21 protein-coding genes are annotated in these 21,435 nt (G+C 66.5%); 6 read left to right on the forward strand and 15 right to left on the reverse strand.

Annotation, left to right across the window (positions count from 1 at the left end):
• Positions 1-74 precede the first annotated feature (74 nt).
• From OIE68_RS28110 to OIE68_RS28135, 6 genes are all read right to left on the reverse strand, one after another.
• On the reverse strand, positions 75-2,126 hold the full coding sequence (locus OIE68_RS28110) for a CocE/NonD family hydrolase (RefSeq protein ID WP_327094063.1): 2,052 nt from the start codon (positions 2,124-2,126) through the stop codon (positions 75-77).
• Between the two features lie 317 nt (positions 2,127-2,443).
• Positions 2,444-3,181 (reverse strand): phosphoglyceromutase, encoded by a 738-nt coding sequence (locus tag OIE68_RS28115; RefSeq protein WP_327094064.1) that lies wholly within the window; start codon positions 3,179-3,181, stop codon positions 2,444-2,446.
• Positions 3,182-3,358: 177 nt separating this feature from the next.
• Positions 3,359-4,264: an ROK family protein gene (locus OIE68_RS28120; RefSeq protein ID WP_327094065.1), complete on the reverse strand. Its 906-nt coding sequence runs from the start codon at positions 4,262-4,264 to the stop codon at positions 3,359-3,361.
• A gap of 244 nt (positions 4,265-4,508) precedes the next feature.
• The gene (locus tag OIE68_RS28125; RefSeq protein WP_327094066.1) at positions 4,509-5,012 is read right to left on the reverse strand and encodes a YbjN domain-containing protein; all 504 of its coding nucleotides are present in this window, start codon (positions 5,010-5,012) and stop codon (positions 4,509-4,511) included.
• A complete protein-coding gene (gene mshA / locus OIE68_RS28130; protein WP_327094067.1) occupies positions 5,009-6,445 on the reverse strand; it encodes a D-inositol-3-phosphate glycosyltransferase in 1,437 nt (478 codons plus the stop codon). The genes OIE68_RS28125 and mshA overlap by 4 nt, the downstream gene beginning before the upstream one ends.
• 175 nt (positions 6,446-6,620) lie before the next feature.
• Complete coding sequence (locus OIE68_RS28135) at positions 6,621-7,442, reverse strand: alpha/beta hydrolase (RefSeq protein ID WP_327094068.1); 822 nt, start codon at positions 7,440-7,442, stop codon at positions 6,621-6,623.
• 203 nt (positions 7,443-7,645) lie between these two features.
• Between OIE68_RS28135 and OIE68_RS28140 the strand changes: the two genes are divergently transcribed.
• Positions 7,646-8,380 carry an SDR family NAD(P)-dependent oxidoreductase gene (locus tag OIE68_RS28140; RefSeq protein ID WP_040696285.1) on the forward strand — a complete coding sequence of 245 codons (735 nt, stop codon included), beginning with the start codon at positions 7,646-7,648 and terminating at the stop codon, positions 8,378-8,380.
• A 109-nt stretch (positions 8,381-8,489) separates the two neighbouring features.
• Positions 8,490-8,936: a large conductance mechanosensitive channel protein MscL gene (gene mscL, locus OIE68_RS28145; protein ID WP_327094069.1), complete on the forward strand. Its 447-nt coding sequence runs from the start codon at positions 8,490-8,492 to the stop codon at positions 8,934-8,936.
• Between the two features lie 61 nt (positions 8,937-8,997).
• Here the strand turns inward: mscL and OIE68_RS28150 are convergent, their stop codons facing one another.
• The 5 genes from OIE68_RS28150 to OIE68_RS28170 all read right to left on the reverse strand — a co-directional run bounded on the left by OIE68_RS28150 (position 8,998) and on the right by OIE68_RS28170 (position 14,961).
• Positions 8,998-11,466 (reverse strand): excinuclease ABC subunit UvrA, encoded by a 2,469-nt coding sequence (locus OIE68_RS28150; RefSeq protein ID WP_327094070.1) that lies wholly within the window; start codon positions 11,464-11,466, stop codon positions 8,998-9,000.
• A 186-nt stretch (positions 11,467-11,652) separates the two neighbouring features.
• Positions 11,653-12,063, reverse strand: a complete 411-nt coding sequence (locus tag OIE68_RS28155; RefSeq protein WP_327094071.1) for a VOC family protein — start codon at positions 12,061-12,063, stop codon at positions 11,653-11,655.
• A gap of 20 nt (positions 12,064-12,083) precedes the next feature.
• Positions 12,084-12,518, reverse strand: coding sequence for a helix-turn-helix transcriptional regulator (locus OIE68_RS28160; protein ID WP_327094072.1), 435 nt, complete (start codon positions 12,516-12,518; stop codon positions 12,084-12,086).
• Positions 12,519-12,556: 38 nt separating this feature from the next.
• Positions 12,557-13,801 (reverse strand): L,D-transpeptidase, encoded by a 1,245-nt coding sequence (locus OIE68_RS28165; RefSeq protein WP_327094073.1) that lies wholly within the window; start codon positions 13,799-13,801, stop codon positions 12,557-12,559.
• Between the two features lie 68 nt (positions 13,802-13,869).
• A complete protein-coding gene (locus OIE68_RS28170) occupies positions 13,870-14,961 on the reverse strand; it encodes a UDP-N-acetylmuramate dehydrogenase (protein WP_327101832.1) in 1,092 nt (363 codons plus the stop codon).
• Between the two features lie 40 nt (positions 14,962-15,001).
• Between OIE68_RS28170 and OIE68_RS28175 the strand changes: the two genes are divergently transcribed.
• Positions 15,002-15,487 (forward strand): DUF2505 domain-containing protein, encoded by a 486-nt coding sequence (locus OIE68_RS28175; protein WP_327094074.1) that lies wholly within the window; start codon positions 15,002-15,004, stop codon positions 15,485-15,487.
• A gap of 29 nt (positions 15,488-15,516) precedes the next feature.
• Here OIE68_RS28175 and OIE68_RS28180 read toward each other — a convergent pair whose 3' ends face one another.
• Entirely contained in the window at positions 15,517-16,035 is a 519-nt protein-coding gene (locus OIE68_RS28180) for a VanZ family protein (RefSeq protein ID WP_327094075.1), read from the reverse strand.
• 121 nt (positions 16,036-16,156) lie between these two features.
• Between OIE68_RS28180 and OIE68_RS28185 the strand changes: the two genes are divergently transcribed.
• Positions 16,157-16,678, forward strand: coding sequence for a DUF2505 domain-containing protein (locus tag OIE68_RS28185; protein WP_327094076.1), 522 nt, complete (start codon positions 16,157-16,159; stop codon positions 16,676-16,678).
• Positions 16,648-17,451 carry a class I SAM-dependent methyltransferase gene (locus OIE68_RS28190; RefSeq protein ID WP_327094077.1) on the forward strand — a complete coding sequence of 268 codons (804 nt, stop codon included), beginning with the start codon at positions 16,648-16,650 and terminating at the stop codon, positions 17,449-17,451. Before OIE68_RS28185 ends, OIE68_RS28190 begins: the two co-directional genes overlap by 31 nt.
• Before the next feature lie 140 nt (positions 17,452-17,591).
• Here the strand turns inward: OIE68_RS28190 and OIE68_RS28195 are convergent, their stop codons facing one another.
• Together OIE68_RS28195 and OIE68_RS28200 are read right to left on the reverse strand one after the other, a co-directional pair.
• On the reverse strand, positions 17,592-19,073 hold the full coding sequence (locus tag OIE68_RS28195; RefSeq protein WP_327094078.1) for a hypothetical protein: 1,482 nt from the start codon (positions 19,071-19,073) through the stop codon (positions 17,592-17,594).
• A 94-nt stretch (positions 19,074-19,167) separates the two neighbouring features.
• On the reverse strand, positions 19,168-19,776 hold the full coding sequence (locus OIE68_RS28200; protein ID WP_327094079.1) for a hypothetical protein: 609 nt from the start codon (positions 19,774-19,776) through the stop codon (positions 19,168-19,170).
• Positions 19,777-19,873: 97 nt separating this feature from the next.
• Between OIE68_RS28200 and OIE68_RS28205 the strand changes: the two genes are divergently transcribed.
• Positions 19,874-20,596, forward strand: coding sequence for a DUF2993 domain-containing protein (locus OIE68_RS28205; RefSeq protein ID WP_327094080.1), 723 nt, complete (start codon positions 19,874-19,876; stop codon positions 20,594-20,596).
• Positions 20,597-20,744: 148 nt separating this feature from the next.
• Here the strand turns inward: OIE68_RS28205 and deoC are convergent, their stop codons facing one another.
• Positions 20,745-21,371: a deoxyribose-phosphate aldolase gene (gene deoC, locus OIE68_RS28210; protein ID WP_327101833.1), complete on the reverse strand. Its 627-nt coding sequence runs from the start codon at positions 21,369-21,371 to the stop codon at positions 20,745-20,747.
• Positions 21,372-21,435 lie beyond the last annotated feature (64 nt).

Genomic DNA, 21,435 nt, shown 5'->3' on the forward strand with positions numbered 1-21,435 from the left:
GCGTGCACCACCGCCCATACCCCGCGGATTCGAGCTTGAATGCGCGAGAAGTGCACGCTCGGGCCGGATACGGCTTACCAGCCCGGGTTACCCCGCACTGGAAGATTCACGAAACTCGGCCGATTCGGATCCAGTTGCACGTGTTGTGGTTTCAGACCCGTATCGATCAGCATCGGCAGTACCGGCAGGCCCTTGGGGAAGTTGCCCGCGAAGACATCCACGCGCAGGCGATGGCCCGGCTGTAGAATCGCCTCGGTGGCGGGCAGGGCGATATCGAGGGTCGTCTCATCCCCCGGCACGGTCGGCTGACGCAGGTCGAGCGAGGTGTAGGGCCGCGGATCGGTGTAATCGCCACTGACGGACCGGGTGCTGTTCGCCTCGTCGACCTGACGCAGCGACGCCATCAACTGGCCCGAGGAGAGCACGGTGGACTGGCCGTCCGGCGCGACATCGTTCACCGTGACCACCCAATAGCCGTCGGTCGCATCCTGAACGGTATTGAGGTGCGCGGCGATTCGGCCGGAGATGGTGGTCGGCTCGGCGACTGGGGCGCTGGTGAAGGTCAGTCCGTTGAGCTCGGCGATCCGGGAGTCCTTGGCGCAGCCATCGATGATCGAGAGGAAACCCGCACTACCCTGCGCTGCGTCGTTGGAGCACAGGGTAGTCAGGCCTGGCGCGACGGTGAGCCGCGCCGAGTCCGGGCTCGCGGCGGCGAGCAACGATCCGTCGTTCAGGCTGTTCGCGGTGCCACTTCGGTTGGCGGACAGGTACATCCGGCGATATTCGGCATCCTTGGTACCGGTCTGCGGATCGGCGAACGAGTCGGTGGTGATCCAGCCGCCGCCCTGCTGCCGCAAGGTGATCGGGCCGTACTGATCGATGCCGTTGTCGATTCCCTTGAGCCACTTGTCGAACCACGCGCGCTGCAGCACATCCAGGCGCGGCGGCAGGCCGGGCTTGCCGTATTCATTGCCCGAGTTGATGTGGTACGTATTGCCCATCAGCAGCTGTTTCTGGCCCGCGGGCAGCGGAATCTCGTTGTAGATCTTGGATTCCGAGTAGGTGAACAGATCGTGCCAGCCACCGGTGACGAAGGTGGGCACCTGGATCTTGCTCGGATCGCTGAGCCAGGCCGCGCGCGACGCCGACGAACCGGTCAGCAGTTCCCCGGCGCGCGGGTCCAGGTCCTCGATGCGGGTGGTGCTGTAGACATTGAGCAGCACGTCCATGAAGGTGAACGGATCCTTCGCACGATCCGCGAGCCACCTCATATCGAACTGTCCGTTGAGTATCGACGCGACATCCGGAACCAGCTTGAGGCCGTTGATTGCGGTCAGCCACAGCGGAATGAAGTTGAAGCCGAAGCCGCCGCCAGGTGCGAGCACATCATTGACCAGGTCACTGCCGGGCACTACCGGAAAGATCGCCTTCAGCGCGGGCGGATGCATCGCGGCGACCTGGATCTGGTTGATGCCCGAATAGGACAGGCCATTCATGCCGATGCGGCCGTCGGACCACGGCTGACGCGCGGTCCAGTCGATCACCTCGTAGGTGTCTTGCTGTTCGCGCTGGCGCAGCATGTCCCAGGTGCCCTGGGAGAAACCGGTGCCGCGCACGTCGACCACGACCTGGGTGTAGCCGCTCTTGATGAGCTGGCGGTCGACGGCGAAGTTGCGCAGTTCACCGCCGCCGAAGGATTTGGTCAGATCGGTGACGCCGGAGAGCGGAGTGCCGCTGAGGTCGGTCTGGCGAAACAGTTCGATCAGCGCATCGGACAGGCCCGGAATGGACATGGCGCTGTCGGCGATATTCGAGACCAGTTTGGTGTACGGCGTCAGGTTGACCACCGTGGGCGTCGGGGTGTCGATCGGGCGACCCACCGCATCCGCCGGACGGTACACATTGCCCTTGAGGACGGTGCCGTCGCTCATGGTGATCGGAACGTCCCACTGGATATTCACATTCGGGTACTGCTGGGGTCCGTCCTCTGTCGCGGCCCAGGCGGCACCGGCCGCGCCACCGTCGGGACCGGACGGCTCGGGCGCGGCGATCGCGCTCTGGGTGACGAATGGAATGAGCACCGCCGTGGCGACTGCCGCCACTGTGGCACGCAACATTGTCTGCATCAGGGGTGATCCGCCTCTCGGACTGGTCGAACGACCAGAGCTTACATACCGACGGGTAAGTTCGATCTTCGGGCTACTTAGATTGCGACTCGAATGCTGGTTCACATACAGCAATCAACACTGCATTACGCCTGGATAAAGCTTGAAAAACCCACGCCAACCTGCAGAATTCACACTAACCCAAGCGATTGCAGCTAACCGATCGCGACCCGCGCCCCAGTTCCATTTCCGATCGAGGCAAATGGCGTGTCACCGCCGAGAAACAGCAACGCGCCGCGACCGATACCGGTCGCGGCGCGTTGTATCGAGGTAGGTGCTTACTTGCCGCCCTGGCTGGCGACGGCCGCGGCACCCGCGGCGGCGGCCTCGGGGTCCAGGTATTCACGCGGACGGACCGGGCGCAAGTTCTCGTCCAGCTCGTACCGCAGCGGAATACCGGTGGGGATGTTCAGCCCGGCGATATCGTCATCGGAGATCCGGTCCAAGTGCTTGACCAATGCGCGCAGCGAATTGCCGTGTGCCGCAACGAGAACGGTCTTGCCCGAAAGCAGGTCCTCGGAGATGGTCGACTCCCAGTACGGGACCATCCGGTTCACCACGTCGAGCAGGCATTCGGTCTTCGGGACGTCGATGCCGCGGTAGCGCGGGTCGCTCTCCTGGCTGTATTCGTTCGACGGGTCGATCGGCGGCGGCGGAGTGTCGTAGCTGCGCCGCCACAGCATGAACTGGTCGTCGCCGTACTGGTCACGGACCTGAGCCTTGTTCTTGCCCTGCAGATCGCCGTAGTGGCGCTCGTTGAGACGCCAGTCGCGCACGACCGGGATCCAGTGCCGGTCAGCGGCGTCCAGCGCGATATTCGCGGTGCTGATCGCGCGCCGCAGCACAGAGGTGTAGACGATATCGGGCAGGATGCCGTGTTCGGCCAACAGTTCCCCGGCGCGCTTGCCCTCGGCGATGCCTTTATCGGTCAGGTGCACATCCACCCAGCCGGTGAAAAGGTTCATGGCATTCCATTCGCTCTCGCCGTGGCGCAGCAACACGAGGGTGTACGTCATGCAGGCCATTCTGGCATGCGCGGAAACAGCGCCCACACCCGTTCCCAGTCGTCGACCGGCCACTGCCGCCCCCGTTCGTGGCATCCGACACAGGCCGCGAAATAGTCGCGGTCCCCACTGCCGCAACTTCCATACGACGCGCGTCCACGGACTTCGCCCGTCTCAGTAGTCGCCCGATCAGGAGATGGCATCGGCCGTATCGTGGCCCGCGGCGAGCACGCCCGCGCCAACCAGGGTGGCGCCATTGGTGATTCGCGACGGCACCACCTGCAGCTCGCGCAGGAAGTCCAAACCCGTGTGCCGGGTCAGTGCCGCGCGCAGCGGTTCCCACAGCGGTTCACCCGATTGCGCGAAGCCGCCGCCGATCACCACCCGATCGATATCGAGCGTCGCGGCCGCGGAGGCGATGGCCGTGCCGAGTGCGGTCCCGGCCCGATGCAGCGCGGCGAGCGCGATCTCGTCACCGGTGTGCGCGGCCTTCGCCAGCCCGGCGCCGGTCTCGCCGCGCCAACCCTGTTCGCGTGCCCAGCGCACCGATGACATACCGCTCGCGATCGCCTCCACGCAGCCGACGCCGCCGCATTCACACGGGACATCCCAACCCGGCACCACGATGTGGCCGACGTGTCCGGCATTGCCGGTGCGCCCGAGCACCACCCGTCCGTCGGCGATGATGCCGCCGCCGATGCCCGAGGAGACCGTCATGGCCAGGCCGTTCGGAATGCCGCGCAGCGCGCCGGCGTGATGTTCCGCCAGCGCCAGGCAGGCCCCGTCGATGGCGAATCGCACTGCGGCGGCAGGGAACAGCCGCTGCACCTCGGCCACGATCGGAAAGCCCAGCTTCCATTCCGGAATGTTCAGCGGCCCGGTGACACCGGTTCGCACGTCGACCGGTCCGGCCGAACCGATCCCGATCGCCGAGACCGTCGCGTCACCGGCCACCTCCAGCAGCAGGTCGCGGCATGCCGACCACACCGATTCCCGGGGCACATCGACCCGCCGCACATCGCGCACCTTCCGCCCCCCGTAGACCACCCCCGCGGCGAATTTCGTCGCACCGATATCCAGAGCAAGAACCATCATCGCCGGGCAGCCTCCTGCTATCTCGCGGCCCACGCGCACGTTGCGCCACAGCGCGATTGTCGCCTATGCCGAGCGCATCGGCGCCGGATCCGACGGCGACGAACTCCTGCTCGGATCCGGACCGAGTCTGTCGGCCTCAGCTGCACTCCCTGACGCCTTGCTGTGCACCCGTTGTCGCAGGCCCCACCCGCTCTAGGAGGCGGGCCGGGTGTGCTTGTGCAGGCAAGGCCAACGTGGAACAGGCTCAGGGCTGGTCGACGGCCTCGACCAGATGCTCGAAGGCGCGCAGGTTCTGCAGGGATTCGCCGCGCGAGACACGCCACTTCCATTCCCGGCGAATGGATTCGGCGAAGCCGAGTTCCAGCAGGACATTGAAGTCGGCGTCGGCGGCCTCGAGGATCTGGCCGAAGATCCGGTCCAGTTCATCCGGGGTGACGGCGTGGGTGGCCATGCGGCCGACCAGGTAGATATCGCCGACGCGGTCCAGGGTGTAGGCCACACCGTAGAGGCGGCGGTTGCGACGCAGCAGGAATTTGTAGACGCCCTCGAAGTTCTCGTCGGGCTTGCGGCAGACGAACGATTCGATCCGCAGTCCGTGCTTGCCGACGGTGAGCATCACGGTGGTCTTGAGTTTGCGCTCACCGGGCAGGACGACGACAAACGTCTCCTGGCTGGGATGGGTGTACTCGATTTCGCGCTCGCGCAGCGTTTCGTCGATCAGCTGTGCGGTCGCGGCTGCCGTGCTCATCGGTGCGCTCCCGTCCGGCGGCGCCACAGCGCCCGCGATCTGGCCTGACTGCTCTCGCCGAGGAGAACAGCACTGCGTTCACCCGTGAGGCTAGTGCGTTCCTCCGGCAGCTCGGCCCGCGCGGCCTCGAAGACCTTGCGGCGGCCCGCACCGAGACCGGCGCGCACCGCACGGAAATCGGCCAGCGCCGCCGAATAACTGGCGAGCAGTCCGTCTGCGGTGTGCTCCCAGGAGAAATGCCCGGCGTGCTCGACCGCGTGCAGACCCATCCGACGTAGTCGCTCGCCGTCATCGAGCAGCTGGCCGAGGGCATCGGCCCAGTCCGGAGTCCGATGTCCGGGGACGAGCAGGCCGGTCTCACCGTGACGCACGGCGGTGCCGAGCCCGCCCACATCGGCCGCGAGCACCGGGGTGCCGCTGGCCTGCGCCTCGATGGCGACAAGACCGAAGGATTCGTTGTAGCTGGGCACCGCGACCAGGTCGGCGGCCCGATACACCTGGACCAGGCGATCCGGCGGCTGCGGCGGCAGGAAGGTGACATGCTCGGCGATGCCGAGCGCGGCGGCGAGTTCGATCAGTGAATCGGGGCGCTCCAGTCCGGTACCGGACGGTCCGCCGACGATGAGCACCCGCAGCTTGCGCGCCGGGTCACGGTGCAGCAGCTCGGCGGCCGCGCGGACCAGCACATCCGGGGCCTTGAGCGGCTGGATGCGGCCGATGAACGCGACGATCCGCTCGTCGGTGGCCAGACCCAATTCGGCTCGGGCCGCGGCCTTTTCACCGGGACAGTAGCGATTCAGATCCGCGCCGGGCGGCACCACATCGATGCGGTCGGGATCGGCGCCGTACAGCTCGATGAGCTGGCGCGCCTCCTCCGCGGTATTGGCGACCATGCGATCGGCCTCCGCGATCACCTGCTTCTCGCCGATCTCGCGGGTCGCGGGTTCGGGGCAGTCGCCCTCGGCCAGCGCCGCGTTCTTCACCGCCGCCAAGGTGTGCGCGGTGTGTACCAGCGGCACCCGCCAGCGGTCGCGCGCCAGCCAGCCGACCTGACCGGAGAGCCAGTAGTGCGAATGGACGAGGTCATAGTGTCCGGGCAGGTGTCTGGCCTCTTGGCGCAGCACCTCGGCCGTGAACGGGCACAGCTGGGTCGGCAGATCATGCTTGTCCAGCCCCTCGAACGGGCCCGCCACCACATTGCGCACCAGAACCCCCGGGGCCGCCTCCTGGACCGGCGGGACGTTCGAGGAGGTGGCCCGGGTGAAAATCTCGACCTCGGTGCCGCGTCGGGCCAGCTGAATGGCGGTTTGCAGGACATAGACGTTCATGCCGCCTGCATCGCCGGTACCCGGTTGAGCAAGTGGTGAGGTGTGCACCGATAACACGGCAATCCGATTCGGCCGTAGGTCCGGGCGTTGACTCACACCATCCATAGTGCACGTTGAGTTGCCCAACCCAGACGCCGTAACCGGGCCGAGTGACAGTCGTCACAGCAGTTTCGTGAGGGTTCTCACGCGCGATGCAAAAATCTGCCCGGCGCTGATCTTGTCACCGGGACACGACAAGTCTGCTCGAGCCGAGCGTGCGGCGCCAGCGAATTTCGGACGGCTAATTCAGACCGTCGATGAACGCGCTCACCTCGGCGACGAAACGGGTCCGATCCTCGATGAACAGCCCGTGCTGTGCGTCCTCCCAGAACGAGCCGCGGCCGTCGGGCACCGCGTCGAGAATGTAGCGACCGTTCTCGATCGGCACGACCGGATCCTTGGTTCCGTGCAGGACCAGCACCGGAATGTCCAGGGCACGTAGCGTTTCGGTGTTGTCGACGGTCCGGTAGAACAGCGCCTTACGCACCCGGGGCGGCGTACCGAGGCTCGCACCGAAGATGCGCTGGGCATCGACGCCCTTGTCCGGACCGGGTCCGGTATTGGCATTGCCGAAGGCACCGAACGCGCGTAACGCACGACCCGCACTCTCCTCGAAGACCCCGGGAATGGCCTCCTGCAAAGCCGAACCGGTCTCCGCACCGGGTGCGCGACCGATATTGGCCATCGAACCCGAGTAGACGACGCCCGCGACCGCGCCGGTGCCGTAGGCGGTCAGGTAGTCGCTGATCACGATGCCGCCGTAGGACCAGCCGAGCAGCACCGCATCGGATTGGATGCCTTCGGCGGCGAGCACCGCGGCGATATCGGCGGCCCAGTTCTTCGGATCGTCGTAGCCGGTCTCCGGGGCGCCGGAGTAGCCGTGGCCGCGCAGGTCGACGGCGAGCACCCGGAAGCGCTCGCCCAGCTCGTCCGCGGCCGCGCCCCAGCACTGCAGATTGGCCGACCAACCGTGCACCAGCACCAGCGGCCTGCCGTCGGCCGGGCCACTGACCCGGTAGACGATGCTCGTTCCGTCCGCACTGACCGTTTCCCGAATAGCCATGCACCGAGGCTAGGCTCCCCCGCCTCCCCGCGCCTTTTGCCGGTCGTAAGTGCCACTGACGCCCTGTCGCGGGCCGGCGGTTAGCGACTGGCCGACTTCTGGATGTACCCGGCGAGTTACCCATGTACTCACGAAATCAGGTCCTGCGTTGCATGCGGCAGCCGCGATCTTCGGCGATTACCCGGCATTTAGGATCGAAAGCTATGAGCATTCGCACTGCCGTCGTGACCGGAGCCAGCTCGGGAATCGGCGAAGCCACCGCCCGGGAACTCGCCAAGCAGGGCTACCACGTGGTCGTCGGTGCGCGCAGGCTCGATCGGTTGCGGCGCCTCGCCGACGAAATCGGCGGCACCGCACTCGAACTCGATGTGACCTCGGAAGATTCCGTACGCGCGTTCACCGATGCGATCGAGAACGCCGACGTGCTGGTCAACAATGCGGGCGGCGCGAAGGGGCTGACCCCGGTGGCCGAGGCGGATCTGGACGACTGGCGCTGGATGTGGGAAACCAATGTGCTCGGCACGCTGCGGGTGACCAAGGCGTTGCTGCCGAAGCTGATCGCCTCGGGCGACGGGCTCATCGTCACCATCACCTCGGTCGCCGCCTTCGAGGCCTACGACAACGGCTCCGGCTACACCTCGGCCAAGCACGCACAGGCCGTACTGCACCGCACATTGCGTGGCGAACTGCTCGGCCAGCCGGTGCGGCTCACCGAAATCGCGCCCGGCGCCGTGGAAACCGAGTTCTCGCTGGTGCGATTCGCCGGGGACGAGGAGCGTGCGGCCAAGGTGTACGAGGGCATTGACCCGCTGGTCGCGCAGGATATCGCGGAGATCATCGGGTTCGTGGCGTCGCGACCGTCACATGTGAATCTGGACCAGATCATCGTCAAGCCCCGCGACCAGGCCGGTCCGGGACGCTTCGCTCGCCGCGGCTGACCGAATCCACGACCGCCGGCCCGGATGTGAACTCGGGTGGCACCCGACGACCGGCAAAAGACGCGGGGCGGCGGACAAGCATTTAGACCAGATTGGAGTAGCTCGGCTCATGTTCAAAGGTTTCAAAGATTTCCTGATGCGCGGGAACGTTATCGATCTTGCGGTCGCGGTGGTCATGGGTACCGCGTTCACCGCGGTGGTGACGGCTGTGACAAAGGGAATCGTCAATCCGCTGCTCGCGGTATTGGGTAAGACCAATGAGCTGGGACTCGGCGTTCAGCTGGTCTCGGATAAGCCGGCCACCTTCATCGCGATCGGGCCGATCATCACCGCGCTCATCGACTTCGCGCTGGTCGCCGCGGTGCTGTACTTCGTGCTGATGGTGCCGATGAAGACGCTGAAGAACCGCTTCGGCACCGCCAAGGTGGCCGAGCCGTCCGAGATCGAATTGCTCATCGAGATTCGCGATCTGCTCGCCAAGCAGCAGAAGGATTCGGTCGTCGACACCGAATCGTTCGGTAAGGACGGTTCGCTCGTCAAGGAGAACGCGCGGTAATCGCCACGCGCCGAATATGTTTCGCCCCCGCGCGGTTCTCCCGAGCGGGGGCGATTTTCATTCAGGCGCCGACGTATGCCGCAAGGTGTTCGGCGGTGAGGGTGGCGCGCTCGGCGACCAGGTCGGCGGGCGTGCCCTCGAAGACGATCTTGCCGCCGTCGTGGCCCGCACCGGGACCGAGGTCGATGATCCAGTCGGCATGGGCCATTACCGCCTGGTGGTGCTCGATGACGATGACAGACTTACCCGAGTCGACCAGCCGGTCGAGCAGGCCGAGCAGCTGTTCGACATCGGCGAGATGCAGGCCCGTCGTCGGCTCGTCGAGGACGTATACGCCGCCCTTCTCGCCCATATGGGTGGCCAGCTTGAGCCGCTGCCGCTCGCCGCCGGACAGCGTGGTGAGCGGCTGCCCGAGGGTGAGGTAGCCGAGCCCGACATCGGCGAGCCGGTCCAGGATCTTCTCCGCGGCCGGTGTGCGCGCCGCGCCGTCGCTGAAGAACTCCTGCGCCTCGGTCACCGGCATCGCGAGCACCTCGCTGATATCGCGGCCGCCGAGGTGGTACTCGAGCACTGCGGCTTGGAACCGTTTGCCCTCGCACTCCTCACAGGTGGTGGCGACACCGGCCATGACCGCGAGGTCGGTGTAGATGACGCCCGCACCGTTGCAGTTGGGGCATGCGCCCTCGGAGTTGGCGCTGAAAAGCGCCGGCTTGACGCCGTTTTCCTTCGCGAATGCCTTGCGGATCGGGTCGAGCAGTCCGGTGTAGGTCGCCGGGTTGCTTCGTCGCGAACCGCGGATCGCGCCCTGATCGACCGACACCACGTCCGCGGAGCTTGCGGCGCGGCCGTCGAGCTGAGCTGCGCCTGCGGGGATCGAGCCGTGCACGAGCGAGCTCTTGCCCGAGCCCGCGACGCCGGTGATGACGGCGAGCACGCCGAGCGGAATGTCGACATCGACGTCCCGCAGGTTGTTAGTCGATGCACCGCGAATCTCCAACGCGCCGTTGGACTTTCGCACCGTCTTCTTCAGCGAGGCGCGGTCGTCGAAGTGACGGCCGGTTATTGTGCCGCTGCCGCGCAACCCATCGACGCTGCCCTCGAAGCAGACGGTGCCGCCACCCGTACCCGCGCCGGGACCCAGGTCGACGATGTGGTCGGCGATGACGATCGTCTCCGGCTTGTGCTCGACGACGAGCACCGTATTGCCCTTGTCCCGCAGCCGCAGCAGCAGTTCGTTCATCCGCTGGATGTCATGCGGGTGCAGCCCCGCGGTGGGCTCGTCGAATACATAGGTGACATCGGTGAGCGAGGAGCCGAGGTGGCGGATCATCTTGACGCGCTGCGCCTCACCACCCGACAGCGTGCCCGCGGGCCGTTCCAGCGACAGGTAGCCGAGTCCGATCTCCACGAACGAGTCGAGGGTGTGCCGCAGCGAGGTCAGCAGCGGCGCCACCGACGGTTCCTTCAGCCCGCTGACCCATTCGGCCAGATCGCTGATCTGCATGGCGCAGGCGTCGGCGATGCTGATGCCCTTGATCTTCGACGATCGCGCCAACTCGCTGAGCCGGGTGCCGTCGCATTCGGGGCAGATCTGGAAGGTAACCGCCCGCTCCACGAAGGTGCGGATATGCGGCTGCAGCGCGTCGACGTCCTTGGACAGCATCGACTTGCGGATCCTCGGGATCAGGCCCTCGTAGGTCAGGTTGATGCCATCGACCTTGATCTTGGTCGGCTCCTTGTAGAGCAGATCGTTGAGTTCGCGCTTGTTGAACTTCTTGATCGGCTTATCCGGATCGAAGAAGCCGCAGCCGGTGAAGATGCGGCCGAACCAGCCGTCCATGCTGTAGCCGGGGATGGTGAGCGCACCCTCGTTCAGCGACTTGGTGTCGTCGTACAACTGGGTCAGATCGATGTCGTTGACCGAACCCCGCCCCTCACAGCGCGGACACATGCCGCCGGTGATACTGAAGCTGCGGCGCTCCTTCACCGTCTTCCCGGCACGCTCTACCGCGACCGCACCCGCGCCGCTGATCGAGGCGACATTGAACGAGAACGCCTGCGGCGAGCCGATATGCGGCTTGCCGAGTCGGCTGAACAGGATGCGCAGCATGGCGCTGGCGTCGGTGGCGGTGCCGACCGTGGAGCGCGGGTCGGCGCCCATCCGCTGCTGGTCGACGATGATCGCGGTGGTCAGCCCGTCGAGCACATCGACCTCGGGCCGCGCCAGCGTGGGCATGAAGCCCTGCACGAAGGTGCTGTAGGTCTCGTTGATCAGCCGCTGGGACTCCGCGGCGATGGTGTCGAATACCAGCGAACTCTTGCCCGAGCCGGAAACACCGGTGAACACCGTCAATCGGCGCTTCGGGATTTCGATGCTGATGTCTTTGAGGTTGTTCACGCGCGCGCCGAGCACGCGGATCAGATCGTGGCTGTCGGCAGCGTGCGTTTGCGTGTCCGTCTTCTCGGCCACGCGCCCATCCGTCACCCGGCCACCACCTCTCACGGAATCGCTTCGCGATGCGGTGCTCATCTGGTCTCCATCTGGTTGCGCGGGCCGCATGCGCGGTCTCCGTCGGAGTCGACTAGCTCGATCTAATCAGCTTCGAGCAGTGCGTTTCGTATTTGTACGGCGGTGGTCGTGGCAATTGCTTGCCATTGGCTCGACGCCGGTGACCTGCGGTCGCCACCGGTGTCGAGCGCTGCGATTGCCCGAGGCTCAGCTCGATTGCTGGATACGGACCATGTTTCCGGCGGGATCGCGGAAGGCACAGTCGCGAACCCCGTATGGCTGATCGGTCGGCTCCTGGACGACCTCGGCATTGGTGGCCTGCACCTTCTCGAAGGTGGCGTCGACATCCTTGGTAGCCAGCAGGATGCTGGCGTAGGTGCCCTTGGCCATCATCTCGGCGATGGTGCGGCGCTCGTCGTCGGTGATGCCGGGGTCCGCGGCCGGCGGGTGCAGGACGATGGATGTGCCGGGCTGGTCGACCGGGCCGACGGTGAGCCAGCGCATCCCGTTGAATCCGACGTCTTTGCGCAGCTCGAAGCCGAGGGCGTCGCGATAGAAGGCCAAGGCGGCCTCCGGGTCGTCCTGTGGGAGGAAGCTCGCTTGAATGATGATGTCCATGGCATTCACGCTAGTTGCGCCTAGGTGACCGGCGCTTCTCGATTCCTGATCGGTCTTGTCACCCGTTTTACGACGAGCGTCGGCAGATCCACCGTGGCGTGCTCGGCCTGCTCCCGGTAGGTGCTGGGCGGTAGGCCGACCAGTTCGGTGAACCGAGTGCTGAAGGTGCCCAGCGACTGGCAGCCGACGGCGAAACAGACCTCGGTAACGCTGAGATCGCCGCGCCGCAACAGCGACATCGCGCGCTCGATGCGCCGCGTCATCAGGTAGGAGTACGGCGACTCGCCGTAGGCGAGCTTGAACTGGCGGCTCAAGTGACCGGCCGATATGTGCTCGTCGCGGGCCAGCCGCTCGACGTCGAGCGGCTGCGCGTACTCCCGGTCGATCCGGTCGCGGACACGACGCAGGCGAGCAAGCTCGCGCAGGTTGTCCTCCGTGGCTGGTCTGCTGGTCACGTGACCGATCGTCGCATGTCGCGCCGGGTTTGCCTAGCTCAGCGGCCGCCGGCGGGCAGCGGCGGCACCGGTGTCGCGGACACCGGATTCTTGGGCTCGCCCTGCAATGCCGACAGCCCGGTCCAGGTATTCCAGTCGATGGTCCAGTCGTAGAGATCGCCATCGGCGGCCGACAGCGCGATCGACGTGCCGGTCACCTCGACCGGATCGCCGTAGAGCGCGGTCGGGAAGTAGGCCTGCGCGTCACTCGGCGACAGGTTGATGCAGCCGTTGGTGACATTCGAAGAGCCCTGTGCCGAAAGGGATTCCGGATTGGCGTGGATGAATTCGCCATTGTTCGAGATACGTACGGCCCAGCGTTCGCGAACATTGGTGTAGAACGGCGGATTCGACATCATGAAGTCTTCGTACTTCTCGGTGACGACGTGCACACCGGAGCGGGTGACATTGCGCGCCTCATTGCCCTCGCCGTAGCTGACCGGGATATCGACGACGACCTGTCCGTCGCGCACGACCTGCATGCGATGGCTCGGTGCGTTGGCCTTGACGATCTGACTGCGGCCGATGCGGAAATCCGAAGTGAGATCGGAATATCCGTAGTTTCCGCCGCCGAGATCCAGGCCGTAGAGCTTGGCCGCGACGTGCACGGTGGTGCCGGGCGCCCAGTAGTCTTTCGGCCGCCAGTGCACGCGCGAGCCGCCGTTGTCGTCCGGGAGCCAGCCCCACGCGCCCTCGGTCGGCGGATTGGTGGTGATGGTGAGCGCCTTCTCCACCGCGGCCTTGTTCTGCACAGATCCCTTGAACTGCAAGATGATCGGGGCGGCGATGCCGACTTCCTGGTTATCGGCGATATTGAGCGTCGCGGGGAAGGTGTTCTTCGGTGCGATGGTGGTGAAGGTGCCGTCGATCGCGACCGGCTTGTGGTCGGGGCCGACCGCGGTGCCGGACCAGGTGTATTTGGCGTCGTAGCCGAGCGGTTCGGTGGTCTGGTAGCTGTGCTTGTCCGCGGCGAGTTGGCCGGCGACCTGCTTGCCGTTGACGTTGGTCAGCGCGATCTGATCGATAGTGCCGTCGGTGACGGTGACCGAGATCGGTGCGGTCGGATTGACGTTCTTGGCGTCGGCGCCCGGTGTCAGCGTGACCTTCGCAACGGGGGTGTTGTCTTTGGCGGAGTCGCTATTTCCGCCTTTGTCGGACGTGCATCCGGCCACCAGCGCGACTACCACGAGCAACACGGCGGAGACGGCGGCGGCCGGTCTGCGGATGACTGGACGATGGCTCACTTCATCGAATTTACGCGGCGAAAACCGCCCGATTGGGCTGCGAAGAGTGTGGTGTCCGTTTCACCCGTTTAAAGATCCACCCCAATGGGTACCGGCTCCGGTTCGAGCCGAATACCGAATCGCTCGGCGACACCATCGCGGACCGTGCGGGCCAGTGCGACCAGATCGGCGGCGGTCGCACTGCCACGGTTGGTCAAGGCCAGCGTATGTTTCGTGGACAGCCGGGCCGGGGCGTCGGGGCCCGGAAAACCCTTGGCGAAGCCCGCCCGCTCGATGAGCCAGCCCGCGGAGAATTTGACGCCGTCGGGGGCCGGATAAGTCGGGATCGTGACGTCGCCCACATGGGCGATAATCGCAGCCTTCACTGCCTCGACGCGGTGGTGCGGAACGACCGGATTGGTGAAGAACGAGCCCGCACTCCAGGTGTCGTTGTCGTCGGGGTCGAGCACCATGCCCTTGCCCGCTCGCAACTTCAGCACCGCCGCCCGGACCCGATCGGCGGGCCGGGAGTCACCGTTGCCCGCACCGAGTGCGTTCGCGAGTTCGCCGTAGCGCAGCGGTGCGCTCGCGCCGTCGGGATTGAGTGCGAAGTCCACCGCGAGCACCACGGCGGTATCGCGGTGCTTGAGTGCGCTGGTGCGGTAACCAAAGCCGAGTTCGGCCGGTTCGACCCAGCGGATCTCGCCGCTCGCGCGATCCAGCAGGCGCACCCGGCGCAGCAGGCTTTCGACCTCCACGCCGTACGCGCCGACGTTCTGTACCGGCGTCGCACCGGCCGATCCGGGAATGCCCGACAGACATTCCAGCCCGCCGAGACCGGCCTCGATCGTGGCCGCGACCACCGCGTCCCAGTTCGCACCTGCCTCGGCGACGACACCGTCCGCGCCGATCTCGACCGCCTCGTTGCGCACCAGGACCACGACACCGTCGAAGCCGTCGTCGCCGATCAGCAGGTTGGATCCGCCCGCGAGCAGCAATAGTGGAATGCCCGCGGTGTCCAGCGTCCGGACCGTCGCGACCAGCGCTTCGGTCGTCGCACATTCCACGACCGTGGCCGGACCGCCGACCCGCAATGTGGTCAGCTCGGCCAGCCGCACCGATTCGCGCAGCCGCGCACCGCTATCGACCAGCAGCTCGCGCAGCCGGTCCGCCGACACCACCCGTGAAGTTCGCACGCCCCAGACGGTAGCCTGTTCGACCATGGCTACACCCCTGGCGTACACGGCTCGCTACTCGTATCCGGTTGCCGCCGTATGCGCGGCCTTCGCCGATGAGCAGTACTGGAAGGACCGCATCGCCGAAGTGGGTGGCGATAATGCCCGGCTGGATTCGGTCAGCGTCAACGGCGACCAGGTCGAGGTCGAGATGGTGCAGGTCATCGCCGCTGAGCTGCTGCCCGCCGCGATCACCGCGGTGCGGCCCGGCGATCTGATCATCCCACGCACCGAGAGCTGGACCGGCGATTCGGCCACCTTCACCGCGCGGGTGGAGGGTGCGCCCGCCGAGGTCCACGGGACCATCGAGCTCACGGCCGACGGCTCCGGTTCGGTGGCTGAGACCAAGGGCACCATCGAGGTGAAGATTCCGCTCTTCGGCGGGAAGATCGAGGCGGCCATCGCGGAGCGGTTGACCGAACTGCTGGCGAACGAGGAAGAGTTCACGAACAACTGGCTCGCCCAGCACTGAGCTTGGTCGGCCGTCCCGCAGGGCAGTGATCACCCCAGGTGCGGGGTGGCGGGCGAGTTCGACGCCCACCAGCGATTCGACGCAAGTCCGGCGAGCACGGCTCCGATCGCGTTGACGAGGACATCGTCGACGGACGAGTGGCGGCCGATGCACAGCGCGAACTGCGACACCTCCACCACACTGGACAGCACCGCGCCGACCAGCAGCCGCCGCCACGGGTCTGCGAACCAGGCCCAACGCATCGGCAGCAGAAAGCCGAGTGCGGCGAATACCAACAGATTTCCGCCGAGCTGCTCGACGACGCGATCGTCGCGCATCTGATCGATCAGATCGCGCAGCGGCACCACATTCACCGAACGACCGGCGCCCACCGGGGTGAGGATCATCCACAACCACGGCGCGGTGCCGACCACAACGCCGACCTCGCACAGGGCATTGCGCCACGAACCCCGCCGCCGCGCCAGCCACCACGCGACGCAACCGGCGAGCGGAAGTGCCGCGATCGTCGCCGTGATCACCCCGCCCCACGCCTCCCACGTACTGTTCATACCGCGATTCTGTCCGGACGATGTGCGGATTCCGCGTGGCTTGGGTGTGGCGATTGTGGCAAATCCCCAGACCCACCGCCGAGCGATGCGGCGCCAATCGGTCCCGGTAACGTAACCCCTCATGGCCCGCAGACTGGACTATTCAGCCCGCTTCCCGCTGCATACCACCAAGGAGCTGTACGCGGCGCTGTCGACCCGGGGGTACTGGGACGACCGGTGCGCGGAGATGTCGAAAATATCGCCCGGCAATGAGGTCGTCGGCCTCGATGTCAGCGACTCCGGTGTCGATATCGTGCTCAACCACATCCTGCCGCGCGACATGCTGCCGGAGATCGCGCAGGCGGTCATGCGCAAGGACATGGTCATCACGCGCAAGGAGAGCTGGGGACCGTTCGACGAGAACGAGTCCGTCGGCAAGTTCTCCGCCTCGATTCCGGCCGGGCCGGGCAGCCTCGGCGGCACCATTCGCCTGTTCCCCACCGATACCGGCTGCACCATGCGGTTCTCCTCCGAGGCCAAGGTGTTCATCCCGATGGTCGGCCCGCGACTCGAACAGCTGATGCTGGTCAACCTGGTCGACCTGTTCCGCGCCGAGGCCGAACAGACCGTGAAGTGGCTGGAAGAGCAAAACCCGACCCGCTGAGACCGGTCGGCACCATCACCAGGGGCACCACCGGTGTCAACCGATTACGGCGTAGCGACCGCTGGCTGATCCACGACGAACTGGTCACCGGTCGACTGCGCGATGCCGCCGATCCACTGGTCGTCGACCTCGGCTATGGGGCGAGTCCGTGGACCACGCTGGAGTTGGCGGTCCGGCTGCGCACGGTCCGCGCGGATGTGCGGGTGGTCGGGCTGGAGATCGATCCGGAACGGGTGGTGCCCGGCCGCGACGGCGTCACCTTCGCCCGCGGCGGCTTCGAATTGGCCGGGCTGCGACCGGTACTGGTACGCGCGTTCAACGTGCTGCGCCAATATCCGGAAACGGCCGTTCCCGATGCGTGGACCACCATCCTGTCCGGGATGGACCCGGACGGTTTACTCGTCGACGGCACCTGCGATGAGCTGGGCAGACGCTGTGCCTGGGTGCTGCTGGATCGATCCGGACCGCTCTCACTCACCCTGGCCTGGGATCCCTTCACGGTCGAGCGACCGTCCGATATCGCCGAGCGCCTGCCGAAGGTGTTGATCCACCGCAACATTCCCGGCGAGCCGATCCACGCGCTTCTATCGGCCGCTGATCGCGCATGGGCCCGTGCCGCGCCGCTCGCCCCCTTCGGCCCCCGAGCGCGCTGGCGCGCCGCGGCAGAATACCTACGCCACGAGGGCTTCCTGGTGCGCACCTACCGCCGCCGCATGCGCGACTGCGTGCTGTCGGTCCCCTGGTCCGCCGTCGCGCCCAACCAAGCACACTGATCAAGATCAGGTGGAACTGATGGCGGGGACTTCTCGGGCCGATGCCGCCACAGATGCCACCTGATCTTGGTCGTGGCTGCCTTTCGGCTGGCGAGTCGCGCTATGGGGGGTGTTTCCGCCCGGGGTCATGTCGAGGGGTGCTAGGGGCGGCCGAGGATCGTGCGGAAGTAGCCGGCGAGGGCCGCGAGCGGGAGGATCGAGGTCGGCTCGAAGGGCTGGCGCCAGAGGCCGCCGTGGGCGGCGCCTGCTACGAATATGCGCTCGGGGGTGGTGTCGGCGGGTGTTTCGGGTGGGGCGAAGAGGTCGGCGACGAGCTTGGCTGCCAGGAGGGTTCGGGCGGTGTCGGGGTCGAAGACCTCTACGCCGAAGTGGTGGGCGCCGCGGTAGGAGGCGGCGAGAGAGCGTTGGGTGCGGAGGGATTTCGTCCTGGCGGGTGGTGCGACAGCGCAGGAGACCGTGCGGCCCGCGGTGTGCGCGAGGACGGTGCGCCAGCGCAGGAGGCGTTGGGCCAGTGCGTGATTCGGGCCTTGGGCTGGGAGCAGTGCATCGGCGACGCTCCAGGTCGCGCCGAGGTGGTCCGGATTCGTGGTCCGGTAGTTGGGCCGGTACAGGGCCGACGCGGTGAGCACGCGCAACACGCGCGGGCCGACACCGCGCTCGCGCAGGCGGGCGTGGGCGTCCGCGATGACGTCCTCGGGCACGGCATAGCAGTCGGTCGGCGAACCGAGGTATGCGATGGCCGCGTCATCGCGGTGCTCGAGCAGATCCTCGACGAGGACATCCAGCGCGGCGGCCAGCCGAACCCCTTGCGGTCCGGGAGCATTCGCGTACAGACCGAATACCGGGCGGGCGTCGTGGTCGAACTGCGCGCGAATCCAATGCACCAACGCCGGGAACTGCCTGGTGATATCCGCACCGGGTCCCGCCGTGACGGGATAACGCAGCCGTCCCGCTCCCACCTTCGCGATATTCGAAATCTCGCGCCACCGCTGCGGTCCGGGCAGGTCTATCGCGAGAACTTCAGCACCCCACTGCAATAGCGGCCGCAGCGGGCCGAGTTCGGCCGCCGCCCCGGTGACAATCACCCGGAAACCGGGCAACGACAACCATTCCGGATGATCGATCACCCGCTCCACCGCCGCCGCGAAGGCGGGCTCGATAATGCCGCGGCGACGCCAGTCGGTGAGCTGCTGCCCTAGCGCCTCCTCGGCCAATAGCGCTCCGCGGAACGGAATTTCGAGTCGGGGGGCGGGTTTCGCGGTCCCGTCGATCCGGCCGGTCTGTAGTCCGTCGGGTGTGGCGATCGCATCCACGTCGACGCTGTGCAGTGGCGCGATGGTGTGCCCGGTCACGAAACGCAGCAGCTGGCGTGCTGCCCGCAACCCGTCGGTCGCGATCCCCACCGACACCGCGGGTGAGCTCGCGGCCAGGGCGGTCAGGCCACGGAAGATGCCGCGGTAGTCACAGTGCCAGTCCCGGCAGGTTTCGACCTGTTGTGCGAGGTCGGCGTCATATCTGCGGACCGCGTCGGCGACCACGGCGGTGGCGAACATATCGCCGATGCGCTCGGGCGCTCCGGACGGAAAGACGAGATCCCAACTGCCCTGACCTACCGTCCCCATGGTCAGTCACCCTGCCATGATTGCGCGCCGGGCAAAACCGGAGATCGAATGAATTGATAGCCGAATCGGATCATTCGCGACTTCACCGCGCCGGTCACGCGGCGGTGAGGGCCCGGTGCACGCGAGCCGCCGCACGCGGGGGTAGTCGCACACTCGCGGAACGGATTTCATCGATACCGCAGCGATGGATGGCGACCGCGTCGCCGACCACCTCATCCAATGCGGATTGCCCGATAGCGGCCTCGGCCAGATCGAGCACCGTGCGCACGGGCGTGGTCACCAGAAATCCGCCCGCGGATTCGAGATCGGCCGGAATCACCGGGCGGCGCAGCACCACCAGTCGCGGGGTGACCGGCGGCCGTCCCGCACCGACCGACATATGCAGAAATCGCGGCCGTAGTCGACCGAGTCCGTGCAACTCCGCAGCACTCTGATGCGATACCGCGGCGGCCCCGTCGAACCAGGCCGCCCACATGGCGTATTCGTCGAGCGGGCCGGTGGGCCAATCGGCCAACCGCAATAGCCCGACCCCGGCCCGCGTCACCGAGCCGTCACCGAGACCGGCGCGAACGCGGGCCTCACATCCGGTACGCAGTACCTGCCTGGTAGTAAAGAAACCGGCATGGCGCCCGGCCAATCGCCGCAGCACACGCCACCCGTGCTCGGCGGACTCGAGTGCGCGGCCCGCCGCATCGCCAGCCATGTCGACCAGGCTACGCTCGAATTGTGTCGCATGTCACAATCGAACCCCTAACCGCGCCCTCAGAGCGAGCACAGAAACGTGGTGAAGAATCGAGCGCATGAGTACGAAGAGCCCATCCACCCTGACGGTCAAACGGCGCCCCTTGGTGATCGCGCTCGTCGTGGTCGCGATTCTGCTCGCTACCGTGCTGGTAGGCGGGGAGGCATACGCGCGGTACCAGGTATCACGGTGCATCAGCACACAATTCGAGAAGGATATGGGTTCGAAGATCGATGTGAGCTTCGGAGCCAAGCCCATGCTGATCACCTGGATCGACGGGAAGGTCGATCAGGTGAAGGTGAACAGCGACGATTCCAAGTTCGGTCCGGCCGTCGGCATGGTGGTGCACGCCAGGTTCAACAATGTCGAGGTCAGCAATAGCGGCAGCGGCGGCACCATCGGCAGCTCGTCGGCCGATGTCACCTGGGGCAACGACGGCATCCGGGAAACGCTCGGCGGCCTGGTCAGCGGCGTGTCGTCCTCCGCGTCGAGCGGGATGCTGACCCTGGATGTGCTCGGCGGGCTCGCGCAGTTGGAGGTGAAGCCGGAGATCAAGGACGGCACCGTGCAGGTCGAGACGAAGTCGGCGGCGCTGCTCGGGATGGGGATACCGACCGATCTGGTGGCGGGCATCGTCGAGGTGTTCACGCAGAGCCTGCAGAGCTACCCGCTCGGCATGAAGGCCACCGAGGTCAAGGTCACCGATAGCGGCGTCGCGGTGAAGCTGGCGGGTGGGCGGACCGAACTGCCCGCCGCGCAGGACAGCAACGTCAGCTGCTGATCCGGCTCTCAGGTCCGCGCCGTTGTGCCGGACCAGCGGGCTTTGGGGCGAAATGGCTATCCAGGTAGCCATTTCCATGGTCACGTTGTCGCAAGCACCCGAGGAATTCGCCCGCACGCTCGGCATACTTCCACGATCGGCCACGGGATCAGACGGGAAACCCCTCCAGCACCACACGGGATTTCGAGAGTCCGAGACGGGTCGCGCCCGCGGCGATCAGTTCGGCGGCGGCCTCGGAGGTGCGGATGCCGCCGCTGGCCTTCACACCGAGACGTCCGCCGACGGTCTCGGCCATGAGCTGGACCGCGTGCACGCTGGCACCACCGGACGGGTGAAATCCCGTGGAGGTCTTCACGAAATCGGCCCCGGCACGTTCGGCGGCGCGGCAGACCTCGACGATCGCGGCATCGGACAGCGCCGCCGATTCGATGATCACCTTGAGCACCGCGCGATCCCCTATTGCCTCGCGCACCGTCACGATGTCGGACAGCACCGCGCTGTAATCGCCTGCGCGCGCGGCTCCGACATCGATCACCATATCGACCTCGGCCGCGCCCTGTTCGACCGCGAGGCGCGCCTCGGCGCCCTTGACGAGCGAATGGTGCTTCCCGGAAGGGAATCCGGCGACCGTCGCGACCACCACGCCGGACGCTCGAATCGGCAACATAGACGGCGATACGCAGATCGCGTACACGCCGAGTTCGCGTGCCTCCGTGGCCAAAGCGTTCACCTCCGCGGCCGTCGCCTCCGGCGCCAGCAGCGTGTGATCGATCATGGCGGCCACTTCGGCCCTGGTCAGCGACGCGGAATTTGCCACAGGGTGAGAGTCTGGCATACCG

It is taken from the genome of Nocardia vinacea, from assembly GCF_035920345.1.
Lineage (GTDB): Bacteria > Actinomycetota > Actinomycetes > Mycobacteriales > Mycobacteriaceae > Nocardia > Nocardia vinacea_A.

Excerpts from the sequence above, each read along its gene's own strand:
- OIE68_RS28110 (WP_327094063.1), bottom strand. The coding sequence starts at position 2,126 with ATGCAGACAATGTTGCGTGCCACAGTGGCGGCAGTCGCCACGGCGGTG.
- OIE68_RS28115 (WP_327094064.1), bottom strand. The coding sequence starts at position 3,181 with ATGACGTACACCCTCGTGTTGCTGCGCCACGGCGAGAGCGAATGGAAT.
- OIE68_RS28120 (WP_327094065.1), bottom strand. The coding sequence starts at position 4,264 with ATGATGGTTCTTGCTCTGGATATCGGTGCGACGAAATTCGCCGCGGGG.
- OIE68_RS28125 (WP_327094066.1), bottom strand. The coding sequence starts at position 5,012 with ATGAGCACGGCAGCCGCGACCGCACAGCTGATCGACGAAACGCTGCGC.
- mshA (WP_327094067.1), bottom strand. The coding sequence starts at position 6,445 with ATGGATGGTGTGAGTCAACGCCCGGACCTACGGCCGAATCGGATTGCC.
- OIE68_RS28135 (WP_327094068.1), bottom strand. The coding sequence starts at position 7,442 with ATGGCTATTCGGGAAACGGTCAGTGCGGACGGAACGAGCATCGTCTAC.
- OIE68_RS28140 (WP_040696285.1), top strand. The coding sequence starts at position 7,646 with ATGAGCATTCGCACTGCCGTCGTGACCGGAGCCAGCTCGGGAATCGGC.
- mscL (WP_327094069.1), top strand. The coding sequence starts at position 8,490 with ATGTTCAAAGGTTTCAAAGATTTCCTGATGCGCGGGAACGTTATCGAT.
- OIE68_RS28150 (WP_327094070.1), bottom strand. The coding sequence starts at position 11,466 with ATGAGCACCGCATCGCGAAGCGATTCCGTGAGAGGTGGTGGCCGGGTG.
- OIE68_RS28155 (WP_327094071.1), bottom strand. The coding sequence starts at position 12,063 with ATGGACATCATCATTCAAGCGAGCTTCCTCCCACAGGACGACCCGGAG.
- OIE68_RS28175 (WP_327094074.1), top strand. The coding sequence starts at position 15,002 with ATGGCTACACCCCTGGCGTACACGGCTCGCTACTCGTATCCGGTTGCC.
- OIE68_RS28180 (WP_327094075.1), bottom strand. The coding sequence starts at position 16,035 with ATGAACAGTACGTGGGAGGCGTGGGGCGGGGTGATCACGGCGACGATC.
- OIE68_RS28185 (WP_327094076.1), top strand. The coding sequence starts at position 16,157 with ATGGCCCGCAGACTGGACTATTCAGCCCGCTTCCCGCTGCATACCACC.
- OIE68_RS28195 (WP_327094078.1), bottom strand. The coding sequence starts at position 19,073 with ATGGGGACGGTAGGTCAGGGCAGTTGGGATCTCGTCTTTCCGTCCGGA.
- OIE68_RS28200 (WP_327094079.1), bottom strand. The coding sequence starts at position 19,776 with ATGGCTGGCGATGCGGCGGGCCGCGCACTCGAGTCCGCCGAGCACGGG.
- OIE68_RS28205 (WP_327094080.1), top strand. The coding sequence starts at position 19,874 with ATGAGTACGAAGAGCCCATCCACCCTGACGGTCAAACGGCGCCCCTTG.
- deoC (WP_327101833.1), bottom strand. The coding sequence starts at position 21,371 with ATGATCGATCACACGCTGCTGGCGCCGGAGGCGACGGCCGCGGAGGTG.